This window comes from Limnohabitans sp. (assembly GCF_044361985.1).
GTDB lineage: Bacteria > Pseudomonadota > Gammaproteobacteria > Burkholderiales > Burkholderiaceae_C > Limnohabitans_A.
The window spans coordinates 1-10,735 of sequence record NZ_JBIKHV010000074.1 but is presented as its reverse complement, the minus strand read 5'-3'; the positions used below and the strand labels follow the sequence as shown (position 1 = coordinate 10,735).

Below are 10,735 nucleotides of genomic sequence, written 5' to 3'. Positions count from 1 at the left end.
TTTGCGGACAATGGCATGTCCGCTCAGTCCATCCAATCGTTCACCCATGAATTCAATGCTGCCAGAGCGCACTTCGTTAAGACCACAGATGCAGCGCAAGGTGGTACTTTTGCCAGCACCATTTGCGCCGATAAGCGCGACACATTCACGCTCCTTTACATCAAGACTGATCCCGTGCAAAACATTAACTTTTCCATAACCTGCTGTAAGGTTCTTTATATGTAGCATCAGTGCACCCCACCCAGATATGCTTCAATGACTGCTGAGTCACGCTGAATTTGCTCAGGCCTGCCTTCTGCTATTTTTTCACCAAAATTCAGCACCACAATGCGATCACACACCTCCATGATCAGTCCCATGTGATGCTCGATCACCAAAACAGCCAATCCTCGCTCTCGAATACGCATGACGACCTCGGCCAATTCTTTACGTTCTTTTGCCACCATGCCTGCCGCTGGTTCATCCAACAAGATCAGTTTTGGATCTGCTGCCATCGCGGTCGCAATCATCAGTAGCCGCTGCTGAGCCGATGAAATAGTTGATGTTGGATCGTTCGTTACGTCACCTAAACCAACAAATTCCACCAACTCTTGAGCTTTGGCGCGTTGTTCGGCGTCTTGAGCTCTCGCGTCTTTCATTCTTAAAACTGAGCGCCAAGGTGAAACGCTGTAGCTGGTATGGCAGGCCGTCAAGACTTGCTCGAGCACACTGAACTCTGCAAGCAAACTCGTAGTTTGAAATGTTCGCGCCAGGCCCAGTGGTACACGCTGGCTGATGGGAAGTTTGTTGACATTTTGGCTTCGCCAAACAATGTCACCGGAACTTGGTGGCACAGCACCTGAAATCAAATTCACTGAGGTGGACTTACCGGATCCGTTGGGTCCAATCAATCCCACAATCTCATTTGAATTCACATCAAAGCTTAAATTCTTAACGGCTTGTACGCCGCCAAAATTTTTACTGACTTGATGCAAACTTAGCAGTCGCTCTTGCTCAGGCATTTGAACTGTGTCTTTCCGTGGTCGCACTTGAGGTGTCTAAATGATCTTTTGTGCAGACGGGCTGGTCTCAGCACAAAACCATGAAAGCCAGTTTAATATTAGACCGGTCGTCTACAACTGGGGTATTCCCTGCCTTTGAGCCAATGCAGAGAACTTCAGCCTTGAATAGCCTAATCAAATTTTCTTTGTCACCCTTCGGGGTGCTTTAAATATTCAGTGTGCATGCAAGTTCAACTCGTGTCGCTGACATCCAAAGTTTTTTGGGCGGAGTTGCCGCACTTGATGAATGGCCAGTAAGGGCGCAGACGAAAAATCAGCCATCCATCCAAAATTTCCGCATCCAGCCTTAAGCCAACCTTCATAGATCTGCACACACCGATTCGGCCTGATTGATTGCGACGCTCTGCGCGTATTGGGTGGCACCACACCCAGATGGAGGTGCGCAAGGGCTTGATTGCCCTTCCTCCCTGTCTTCAAACAGCCGGTCTGTCAGCTTTCCCGCTGGCTTATGCCAACTTGGCATCGTCCTCAGTCCATCCTTCCATCGCTGGGTCATCCCGTGTCGAGCGCCCGTCACCGCATCTGGCGAGTCGCCCAAGCCGCTCAAGACATACGCGCGTGCCCACTTCGCCACGATAGCCATTACCGATTCAAATCTGTTTGCCCATCTCATCCGCTGTGCGATAGCCCCCCACTCCCTTCACATAAGCCAACAACTCCCCAAAAAAAGGATGCCTGCAAAGCGTGGACGAATAGCCCACCAGCAGCAATTTGCGCCGTGCGCGGGTCATGCCCACGTTCATGCGGCGGATGTCAGACAGAAAGCCGATCTCACCTTGGGGGTTGCTGCGTGTCAACGAGATGGCAATGATGTCTCGCTCTTGTCCCTGAAACGAATCGACGGTGTCCACGCTCAGCCTGCGTTGCAGCAGCAAGTTATTCAGCCGTCAAAGGCTCCATGCGCGCCAAGGCACGCGCGCCCACGGCACTGGCAAAGCGTTGGACTGTTCGCATGGATGGTGTGCCCCTGCTACTTTCGATGCGTGCCACCACGCTTTGGGTCGTGCCCATGCGTGCGGCCACTTCGCCTTGCGTCAGGCCCGCTTGCGTGCGTGCTGCAATCAGTTCACGGGCCAGCTCAAACTCGGTCGCTTCACCAGCATCAAAAACTTATCGAGGTAGCATTTTGAAGATGCGGCATGGCTTGATCGTTAACCTATCTGCCAAATAAACCAACTTGGTTATAATTTACCATGGAGAAAAGTACCCCTCACTGCAAGCTGACCTTTGTTCAGGCGCTGGTCGAGGGTGGTCATGTCAGGGCGACAGCGAGCGCGTTCGGTGGGGCTCTTGAGCTGGGCATCAACGACTTGGCCGGAATGTGTGCAGTCGTCATGTCCCTGACCTCTGCCAACTTCTACAAGAGCATGACGACCCATGCGGATCACCGGATTTGGCAGGACGTGTACCACGCCAAGACCACCAGCGGCGCTGAGGTGTATCTCAAGCTGACTGTCATCGACGATGTTTTGATTGTTTCATTCAAGGAGCTGTGACCATGAAGTGCCCATGCTGTGGAGCGGCTGAACTGATCCACGATACCCGCGACATGCCCTATGTCTACAAGGGCGAAAGCACCACCATTCCCGACGTGACGGGTGACTTCTGTCCTGCTTGCGGCGAAGTCGTCTTGAACCGCGAACACGGTGACCGATACAGCGAGTTGATTGGGGTGCATCAAAGGCAAGTGAACGCTGCTTATGTTGACCCTAGCTTCATTGCCAAAGTGCGCAAGAAGCTCGACCTGGACCAACGTGAAGCTGCCGATATTTTTGGCGGTGGCGTGAATGCGTTTTCTCGGTACGAGAACGGCAAGACCAAACCACCGCTGGCCTTGGTCAAGTTACTCAAGGTGCTGGATCGCCACCCCGATTTGCTGAACGAGGTCAGAGCGGCGTAGCGCCCCCCAAGAAATCGCAGCGCGGCTGTTTCAGCCCTGTTTGTCCACCTGGTGCGCCGTCCGGTAGCCCCCCCCCCTTCACATAAGCCAGCAACTCTCCAAAAAACGGATGCCTACAAAGTGTGGACGAATCGCCCACCAGCAACAACTTACGCCGTGCACGGGTCATGCCCACGTTCATGCGGCGAATGTCAGACAGGAAGCCGATCTCGCCTTGGGGGTTGCTGCGCGTCAACGAGATGGCAATGGTGTCGCGCTCTTGGCCCTGAAACGAATCGAACGTGCCAACGCTGCGCCTGCGTTGCAGCAGCTGGTCATGCAGCCGTCAAAGGCTCCATGCGCACCACGGCACGCGCGCCCACGGCACTGGCAAAGCGTTGGACTGTTCGCATGGATGGCGTGCCCCTGCCACTTTCGATGCGTGCCGCCACGCTTTGGGTCGTGCCCATGCGTGCGGCCACTTCGCCTTGCGTCTCAAGTCCCACTGGCTTTTCCCAATTTGGCATCGTCCTCGGCCCAACCTTCTATCGCAGGGTAATACCGTGTCGAACGGCCGTCACCGTATCGGGTGAGCAGCCCAAGCCTTTCCAGATCGATGAGGTCTCGGGCTGCGGTGGGTGTGGAGGTTTGCGCAATCCGCTCGTGCTTGCGCGTGGTCATGCCGCCTTCGTAACCTTTGGGGCCAGCATCCAGAAGTTTCTTCATCGTTTTTTGCTGACGCTCATTGAGAGAGACCGATGACATTTGGGCCTGAAAACGAATGCGTTGAATGGCGGAATCGATGGTGCGGTTGGCGAATTCGTTGGCCAGATCAATTTGCACCAGCATCCATTCGACCCATGGCGTTACGTCCATGCTTTTGGAGCGTTGTGCCTGCTCTAGCTCGCGGTAATACTGGTCTTTGCACGACTCGATTTGCCGCGACAATGTCACGATTCGCCCAGGCTGGCCCATGTCTTGGCCCAGTGCCAGTTGCAAGATGGCCCGGCCTAGGCGCCCGTTGCCATCGTCAAACGGGTGCAGCGTCTCGAACCACAGATGCGAGACAGCGGCACGCACCAAGCCGTCCATGGGCTGCGGCCCGACTTTGGGCTGGGTTTGCTTGAACCAATTCAAAAAAGCGTCCATCTGCTCGGCCAGACCTTCAGCGGGTGGCGCGGCGTAATGCACCTTGCTGTGGCCCACGGCCCCACTGACGATCTCCATGGGCACAGAACGCAGACCGCCCACATCGATGCGCTGCATGCCCGAAAAACCCGTGGGGAAAAGCGCCCCGTGCCAACTGCACAGCCTCTCCAGCGTCAAGGGTGCTTCAGTGTTGAGGGTGGCGTCTTGCAACACATCAATCAGCCCCTCGATGTTGCGCCTGCCCTCGCGCACGGGGGCCCCAGAGGTGTCGAGGCCCAAGCGCCGGGCCACGGAGGAGCGAACACTTTCAGGGTCCAGCTTTTCGCCTTCAATCGCAGAGGTGGTCAATGCCTCTTGCGTCAGCGAGTCACGGATGTGGGGCTGCAGCCCTTCCAGGCCAATCGCCTCCGCTTTGCCAAGAAGAAATCCTTGAGATGTTCTTGCGGCCGCCAATGGCGCCTGGATTCGCTGCGCGTCGAACGCCAATGCGGGCCACTCTGGCAGCTGCCAAATCCAACGTTGATAGGGTTTCATGGCCTAATCATATCAATATATGATTTGAATAGTGTGAAAATCGTATCGTGCGCGGTGTCAAGATCAAGCAACTCCCCAAAAAACGGATGCCTGCCAAGCGTGGACGAATCGCCCACCAGCAGCAGCTTGCACCGTGCGCGGGTCATGCCCACGTTCATGCGGCGGATGTCAGACAAAAAGCCGATCTTGCCTTGGGTTTGCTGCGGATCATGCAGCCGTCAAAGGCTCCATGCGCACCACGGCACGCGCGCCCACGGCACTGGCAAAGCGTTGGACTGTTCGCATGGATGGCGTGCCCCTGCCACTTTCGATGCGTGCCACCACGCTTTGGGTCGTGCCCATGCGTGCGGCCACATCGCCTTGCGTCAGGCCAGCTTGCGTGCGTGCTGCAATCAGTTCAGGAAGAAATAGCGATTGGCGCAATTGCAAACAACTGTATAAAATCACAGTTTCTGGGAGCCATATGAAGAAAATCACCACCCCCAACGATCCCGCGCACCACATCGCGGTATTCCAGGAAACCACCATTCGCCGTGTCTGGCACAACGAGGAATGGTGGTTTGCCATTGTTGACGTGGTGGGTGTGCTGACCGATTCGGTGCAGCCAGAGGGCTACGTGAAAGACCTGCGCCGTCGTGACCCAGAACTGGCCAAAGGGTGGGGGCAAATTGCCACCCCCCTTCGTGTTCCGACGACAGGCGGTGCACAGCGGGTGAATTGCGCCAACACCGAAGGTCTGTTCCGCATCATCCAGTCCATCCCCTCGCCCAAGGTCGAGCCCTTCAAACGCTGGCTGGCACAGTTAGGTTACAGGCGAGTCAGCAATGGTCATCACAGCTTCAGCTCTATTTACCCATCTCAAGCGCCGTGCGGTAGCCCCCCACCCCCTTCACATACTCCAGCAACTCCCCAAAAAACGGATGCCTACAAAGTGTGGACGAATCGCCCACCAGCAGCAGCTTGCGCCGTGCGCGGGTCATGCCCACGTTCATGCGGCGGATGTCAGACAAAAAGCCGATCTCGCCTTGGGGGTTGCTGCGCGTCAACGAGATGGCAATGATGTCGCGCTCTTGGCCCTGAAACGAATCGACGGTGCCCACGCTCAGCCTGCGTTGCGGCAGCAAACCATTCAGCACTTCGCTGTCTTCGATGGCGTCTTTCAAGTAGTTGATTTGGGCGCGGTACGGGGCAATCACGCCGATGCTCAGCGGGGTGTGTTGGTGTTCGTCGTGTTCTGCTGGGTCATAGGGCGCAAGCAACTGGGCCAGTCGCTCCAGCAGCAAGTTGGCCTCTTCGGGGTTGGCGGTGGATCGGCTTTCGGGAATGGACACCTCCAGAAAACCGCAGCCCGCCGTGTCAATAAATTCCACAGGCAGATCGGGTGCAAAACGCAGGTCGTAAGCGGCCAGACCCGCGTGGCGAACGCTGGGGTGCGGCACCAGTTGGCCGCCATAAAACTTGCCAGAGCTGAAGCCCATGATGCGCTCGTGCATGCGGTATTGCACGTTCAGCATGCGGGCCGTTTGCGGCTGCCGCTGGATGCACTTTTCAAACAGGGTTTCGCGCAGGCCTTCTTGTGCGGCTTTTTCGCTTTTGACCGTGGGCGGCAGCTGGTGGTGGTCGCCCGCAAAAACAATGCGCTGGCCCTTGGCAATGGGAATCCAGCAACCTGGCTCCAAGGCCTGGGCGGCTTCGTCAATAAACACCGTCTCAAAGCTCAGGTGGCGAATGTGGCGGTTGCTGGCGCCCACCAGCGTGCAGGTGATGACCTGCACCGATTCGAGCACGTCCTCGGTCATGAAGCGCTCTAAGTCGTCGGCGGCTTGGCGCAGGGTGCGCGCTTCTTCTTTCAGCCATTGGCGCTGTTGGCGCCCCTCAAAACCAAAATTGCGGACACCTTCTTTGGCCAGTTCACTGGCCGTTTCACGGTGCTGTTCGGCGGTTTGGCGCATCGCATGCATCTTGGCGTAGCTGGCGTGGGCCATCACACCCGCATCGAGGGTGTGCTTGAGCAGCAGGTCCGACACACGGCTGGGGTTGCCCAGGCGGATCACGTTGACACCGCGCTCGGCCAACTTTTCTGTCAGCAGGTCCACGGCGGTATTAGAGGGGGCGCACACCAACACGCGCCGCTCACGCCGGACGGTTTCCAGGATGGTCTGCACCAGCGTGGTGGTTTTGCCCGTGCCGGGCGGACCGTGGATGATGGCCACGTCTTGCGCCGAGACCACGTGCCGCACAGCCGCCAGCTGCGAGTCGTTGAGCGCACTGGGGTAAAACAGGTCGTCGGCTTTGTTCTCGCCAAAGCTGGCCTGCTTAGCGCCCAGCAGCACGTCGCGCAGTTCGGCCAAGCGGTTGCCGTGTGCGCCCATGACGTCAGCCATGGCTTGGTTCATTTCGCGGTAGCTCACCTCGTCAAAGGTCAGGTCAATGCCCAGCGTACTGGCGTTTAACACCCAGTCGGGCAGCGCTTCTTTGGTGGTGGCCAGCAGCAGCTTGTTGCGCCGCACGCTGGTCACCACGCCGCTGAGCACGGGCCGGTCAGGCCCCGAGTAGCCAGGCGCATTGCTGAACACACAAGCGTTTTTGCCCACCTGAAACAAGTGCAGGTCTTGCCGATTGGCAGGGCGCTCTAACTCCAGCACCACCTTGCCACCAAAACCGATGTCTTCTTGGGTGATGGTGACGGGGTACCAGGTCAAGCCACGCCGACGCCGCTCTTTGATGCTGGCACTGGCATTTTTGAGTTTGAATTGCGCCTGGTCTTCTTTTTGCTCCAGTTGCATGAGCGCACGCACATGGCGTAACTCATTTTGAACAGCGCAAGGGGCGGTGGGGGTCGGGTCTGGGTCAGCCAAAGGTAAAGATAAAGGCACAAGGACTTAAGTTGGTGAGTGCTGACCAGTTGTTCTGGGTCTGCACGTCTTGGTAGAGCGGCTCTTCGATGTCAGGGCACATCGCCCGCTTGGGCAGAGGCGGGCAATCCGAAGACTCGGTCGAAGCACCAGGTGAACGCGATGGCGTAGAAGAAAAAGAACGCAAGAAGTCCCAAATTGGCCACCAAAGCAGCGGTGGGCGAAATGTCCAGCCAAAGCGACATGACAGGCAAAAGAATGATCACCAAGCCGCCTTCAAAACCGGCCCCGTGGGCCAGCCGTCTGACAAAGGAGCGACCACGCACCGATTGGCGCGACTCCCAGCGCTCAAAGAGCCAGTTGAAGGCGTAATTCCACGTCAGTGCGATGCTCGACAACACAACCGCCAGACCCAATGTGGAAGCGGGCGACTTGTCAAAGGCCAAGCTCAAAACGGGTCCGACCACAGCGATGGCAATGGCCTCGTAAAAAAGGGCCTGGAGAACGCGGCGGGTGGTGGGTGACATATTGGGGAGTGCGGTGAAGTGGCCAGCAAGGAAAGCGCACTAGCAGGCACGGGTGACATAAGTTAACACGTCATGCTCGTCAGGTCGAAAGACAGCCATATCGCATATTGATTTTTTAAAAAATACTTTATGACTCATAAATTACTAAAGCCTCTAAACTAACTGAGTTCAAAACGCTTGCGGGGTTAATTGTGAAAGCATTTTCACGCTATTTGATTTTATTGGCTGCCGACCTGCCTATGTGATGCGATCGAATTATCTTGTAACTTATAATTCACATGTTTGAAGTTCGTGATTACCTGTCTGCGCAAGGCGACGACCCTTACGCCCTGTGGTTGATGTCACTGGCGGATCGACAAGCCAGAGCCCGAGTTTTGATTCGGGTAGGCCGAATGGCCAGCGGCAATTTTGGCGATGTGAAACCGGTTGGCGAAGGCGTTTGGGAAGCCCGCATTGATTGGGGGCCGGGGTACAGGATTTACTACGCACAGGCCGGACAGCGCTTGATCTTGCTGTTGGTCGGTGGTGACAAAAGAAAACAACCATCGGATATTGAAAAAGCCCACCTTTACTGGGTGGACTGGCAACAAAGGAGAAAGATCAAATGACCATCATGACCATCATGACCAGCCGTCCGCATGACGAAGCCGTTGTGGCGATGCTCAAAGCCGATCCTGAGTTTGCCAACGAGTACCTCGCTGTTGCACTGGATCAAGCTGATCAACCCGGCGGGCAACAAGCTTTGCTAGCGGCTTTGCGGCACATCGCTGAGGCGCAAGGCATGTCTGCGGTGGCCGAGAGAGCGGGCATACCCCGCGAAAGCCTGTACCGGGCACTCAGTCCACGCGGCAACCCCACACTCAAAACCTGGTTGGCTGTGTTGAACGCTACCGGATTGCACTTATCGGTGGTGCGGCCGCGACTCTGATGTCTTTTGAATCGTCGTCGCTGACTCGGCTCACTGCCGCGCCGTGCGCACGTTTGGCGGCAAGATGCCGGGGTGGCTGGTGCGCCAGGGGTTGATGTCCAGCCCACCGCGCCGGGTGTAGCGGGCATAGACCGTCAGCTTTGTGGGTTTGCAGCGCGTCCAGATGTCCATGAAGATGCGCTCGACGCATTGCTCATGGAACTCGTTGTGGTTGCGAAAACTCACGATGTATTGAAGCAAACCGGCCTGCTCAATCTGCGGGCCGCTGTACTTAATCTGCACGCTGCCCCAGTCGGGCTGGCCCGTCACCAGGCAATTGCTTTTGAGCAAATGGCTGACCAGGGTTTCGGTCACGGGCAGTTCATCGGTCTGCGCTGTGAGTAAATCGGGCGCGGGCTGGTAACGGGTGCACTCGATGTCCATGCGGTCCAGGTTCAGGCCATCCAGCTCATGCACGGGTTCGGCGTCAAACTGCTCTTGCAGCAACAGCTTCACGCCCACACTGGCTTGCACCACACCGCCATGCCAGATGGCCGCGCTGATGTCACGGCGAATCATGTCGCGCACCGCATCGGCAGTGTCCAGGCGTGTGTTGTTGAAGCTGTTGAGGTACAGCTTGAACGACTTGCTCTCGACAATGTGCGTGCTTTCGGCGGGCACAGTAATGTGGGCCAGCGCCACCTGCGGCTTGCCCTTGGGGTTGAGCCAGGACAACTCAAACGCGGTCCACAAGTCCGCGCCAAAAAATACCGGCTGGCCCGAGACGCCGATTTCAGCACGCTTGGTGGCACGGGGAATGGGGAACAGCAAACCCGCGTCGTACTGGTCCACATAGGCGCTGGCTTTGCCCAGCTGGGATTGCTCGGGGGCGTTGTTGAACTCGCTCATGCTTGCACCTTGCGGCGAAACACCAGGCGATCGGGTTCGGAAACGGCCGGATCAAAGGCGTAGCTTTCGACATCAAAACCTCGCAGACCTTCAGGGTGGTTGATCTTGTTTTGCACCGCATAACGCGCCATCAGGCCACGCGCCCGCTTGGCATTGAAACTGATGATCTTGTACTTGCCGCCCTTGAAGTCTTCGAACACGCATTCAATGACACGGGCCTTGAGCACCTTGCGGTCCACCGACTTGAAATACTCTTGCGAGGCCAGGTTCACGATGACCGGGGTCTTGTCCTTGGCCAGCTGGGCGTTCAGGTATTCGGCAATTTGCGCGCCCCAAAACTTGTAGAGGTTGCTGCCCTTGTCGGTCTGCAGTGTGGTGCCCATTTCCAGGCGGTAGGGCTGCATCCAGTCCAGCGGGCGCAACACGCCGTACAGGCCACTCAAAATGCCCACATGGGTCTGCGCCCATTCCAGGTCCTTCAGAGACAGCGACTTGGCGTCCAGGCCTTCGTACACATCGCCATTGAAAGCCAGCACCGACTGCTTGGCGTTTTTGGCCGAGAACTTGGGGCTCCAGGCCTCATAGCGGGCCACGTTCAGCGCCGACAGCGCATCGGACAAGTCCATCAGCTCGGCAATTTGCTGGGGCGACTTTTGGCGCAGCACCTCGATCAGGGCTTGTGATTGCGGCACGAACTGAGGCAGCGTGTGCGGCACATCGCTTGCGGGGGTTTCGTAGTCCAGAGATTTGGCGGGTGACAATAAGAACAACATGCTCGACATCCTTTACCTTGACGATTATCTTGCAGCCGTGACCAAGCCGCCCGGACTGCTGGTGCATCGCACCGGTCTGGATGCGGGTGAAACCCGTTTTGCCCTGCAAATGCTGCGTGACCAGCTCGGGCGCCCGGTGTG

17 protein-coding genes and 2 pseudogenes are annotated in these 10,735 nt (G+C 57.0%); 6 read left to right on the top strand and 13 right to left on the bottom strand.

Features of this window, described 5'->3' with window-relative positions:
- The 4 genes from ACIQ3A_RS11505 to ACIQ3A_RS11490 all read right to left on the bottom strand — a co-directional run.
- Nucleotides 1–228, bottom strand: a 228-nt coding sequence (locus tag ACIQ3A_RS11505; protein ID WP_396431872.1) for an ATP-binding cassette domain-containing protein, incomplete at its 3' end; no start/stop codon positions are given.
- Nucleotides 228–1,001 carry an ABC transporter ATP-binding protein gene (locus ACIQ3A_RS11500; protein ID WP_396431871.1) on the bottom strand — a complete coding sequence of 258 codons (774 nt, stop codon included), beginning with the start codon at nt 999–1,001 and terminating at the stop codon, nt 228–230. The genes ACIQ3A_RS11500 and ACIQ3A_RS11505, both read right to left, overlap by 1 nt.
- A gap of 650 nt (nt 1,002–1,651) precedes the next feature.
- Nucleotides 1,652–1,936, bottom strand: a complete 285-nt coding sequence (locus ACIQ3A_RS11495) for a C-terminal helicase domain-containing protein (protein WP_396431870.1) — start codon at nt 1,934–1,936, stop codon at nt 1,652–1,654.
- A gap of 1 nt (nt 1,937) precedes the next feature.
- The gene (locus tag ACIQ3A_RS11490) at nt 1,938–2,138 is read right to left on the bottom strand and encodes a helix-turn-helix transcriptional regulator (RefSeq protein ID WP_396431875.1); all 201 of its coding nucleotides are present in this window, start codon (nt 2,136–2,138) and stop codon (nt 1,938–1,940) included.
- A 116-nt stretch (nt 2,139–2,254) separates the two neighbouring features.
- Here ACIQ3A_RS11490 and ACIQ3A_RS11485 point away from each other — a divergent pair, with 116 nt between their 5' ends.
- Both ACIQ3A_RS11485 and ACIQ3A_RS11480 read left to right on the top strand, forming a co-directional pair.
- The gene (locus ACIQ3A_RS11485; RefSeq protein WP_396431869.1) at nt 2,255–2,557 is read left to right on the top strand and encodes a type II toxin-antitoxin system MqsR family toxin; all 303 of its coding nucleotides are present in this window, start codon (nt 2,255–2,257) and stop codon (nt 2,555–2,557) included.
- Nucleotides 2,558–2,559: 2 nt separating this feature from the next.
- Nucleotides 2,560–2,961, top strand: a complete 402-nt coding sequence (locus tag ACIQ3A_RS11480) for a type II toxin-antitoxin system MqsA family antitoxin (protein WP_396431868.1) — start codon at nt 2,560–2,562, stop codon at nt 2,959–2,961.
- Here the strand turns inward: ACIQ3A_RS11480 and ACIQ3A_RS11475 are convergent.
- From ACIQ3A_RS11475 to ACIQ3A_RS11455, 5 genes are all read right to left on the bottom strand, one after another.
- On the bottom strand, nt 2,948–3,196 hold the full coding sequence (locus tag ACIQ3A_RS11475) for an AAA domain-containing protein (protein ID WP_396431867.1): 249 nt from the start codon (nt 3,194–3,196) through the stop codon (nt 2,948–2,950). The genes ACIQ3A_RS11480 and ACIQ3A_RS11475 overlap by 14 nt on opposite strands.
- 79 nt (nt 3,197–3,275) lie before the next feature.
- Complete coding sequence (locus tag ACIQ3A_RS11470) at nt 3,276–3,446, bottom strand: helix-turn-helix domain-containing protein (RefSeq protein ID WP_396431866.1); 171 nt, start codon at nt 3,444–3,446, stop codon at nt 3,276–3,278.
- Nucleotides 3,436–4,623 (bottom strand): Fic family protein, encoded by a 1,188-nt coding sequence (locus ACIQ3A_RS11465; RefSeq protein ID WP_396431865.1) that lies wholly within the window; start codon nt 4,621–4,623, stop codon nt 3,436–3,438. Before ACIQ3A_RS11465 ends, ACIQ3A_RS11470 begins: the two co-directional genes overlap by 11 nt.
- On the bottom strand, nt 4,620–4,808 hold the full coding sequence (locus ACIQ3A_RS11460; RefSeq protein WP_396431874.1) for an AAA domain-containing protein: 189 nt from the start codon (nt 4,806–4,808) through the stop codon (nt 4,620–4,622). The genes ACIQ3A_RS11465 and ACIQ3A_RS11460 overlap by 4 nt, the downstream gene beginning before the upstream one ends.
- 22 nt (nt 4,809–4,830) lie before the next feature.
- A complete protein-coding gene (locus ACIQ3A_RS11455; protein ID WP_396431864.1) occupies nt 4,831–5,052 on the bottom strand; it encodes a helix-turn-helix domain-containing protein in 222 nt (73 codons plus the stop codon).
- On the opposite strand from ACIQ3A_RS11455, the pseudogene ACIQ3A_RS11450 reads away from it, so the two are divergent.
- Nucleotides 4,964–5,413: pseudogene (locus tag ACIQ3A_RS11450) on the top strand (Bro-N domain-containing protein); the annotation flags it as partial. The gene ACIQ3A_RS11455 and the pseudogene ACIQ3A_RS11450 overlap by 89 nt on opposite strands.
- Before the next feature lie 55 nt (nt 5,414–5,468).
- On the opposite strand, the gene ACIQ3A_RS11445 reads toward ACIQ3A_RS11450, so the two are convergent.
- Together ACIQ3A_RS11445 and ACIQ3A_RS11440 are read right to left on the bottom strand one after the other, a co-directional pair.
- Nucleotides 5,469–7,499: an AAA domain-containing protein gene (locus tag ACIQ3A_RS11445; protein WP_396431863.1), complete on the bottom strand. Its 2,031-nt coding sequence runs from the start codon at nt 7,497–7,499 to the stop codon at nt 5,469–5,471.
- 71 nt (nt 7,500–7,570) lie between these two features.
- Nucleotides 7,571–8,005 carry a PACE efflux transporter gene (locus ACIQ3A_RS11440; protein WP_396431862.1) on the bottom strand — a complete coding sequence of 145 codons (435 nt, stop codon included), beginning with the start codon at nt 8,003–8,005 and terminating at the stop codon, nt 7,571–7,573.
- A gap of 278 nt (nt 8,006–8,283) precedes the next feature.
- Between ACIQ3A_RS11440 and ACIQ3A_RS11435 the strand changes: the two genes are divergently transcribed.
- Both ACIQ3A_RS11435 and ACIQ3A_RS11430 read left to right on the top strand, forming a co-directional pair.
- The gene (locus ACIQ3A_RS11435; RefSeq protein ID WP_396431861.1) at nt 8,284–8,613 is read left to right on the top strand and encodes a type II toxin-antitoxin system RelE/ParE family toxin; all 330 of its coding nucleotides are present in this window, start codon (nt 8,284–8,286) and stop codon (nt 8,611–8,613) included.
- 5 nt (nt 8,614–8,618) lie between these two features.
- The gene (locus tag ACIQ3A_RS11430) at nt 8,619–8,933 is read left to right on the top strand and encodes an addiction module antidote protein (RefSeq protein ID WP_396431873.1); all 315 of its coding nucleotides are present in this window, start codon (nt 8,619–8,621) and stop codon (nt 8,931–8,933) included.
- 30 nt (nt 8,934–8,963) lie between these two features.
- Here the strand turns inward: ACIQ3A_RS11430 and queF are convergent, their stop codons facing one another.
- Together queF and yaaA are read right to left on the bottom strand one after the other, a co-directional pair.
- Nucleotides 8,964–9,821: an NADPH-dependent 7-cyano-7-deazaguanine reductase QueF gene (queF, locus tag ACIQ3A_RS11425; protein WP_396431860.1), complete on the bottom strand. Its 858-nt coding sequence runs from the start codon at nt 9,819–9,821 to the stop codon at nt 8,964–8,966.
- Nucleotides 9,818–10,594: a peroxide stress protein YaaA gene (gene yaaA / locus ACIQ3A_RS11420; RefSeq protein WP_396431859.1), complete on the bottom strand. Its 777-nt coding sequence runs from the start codon at nt 10,592–10,594 to the stop codon at nt 9,818–9,820. Before yaaA ends, queF begins: the two co-directional genes overlap by 4 nt.
- On the opposite strand from yaaA, the pseudogene ACIQ3A_RS11415 reads away from it, so the two are divergent.
- Nucleotides 10,593–10,735: pseudogene (locus tag ACIQ3A_RS11415) on the top strand (pseudouridine synthase); the annotation flags it as partial. The gene yaaA and the pseudogene ACIQ3A_RS11415 overlap by 2 nt on opposite strands.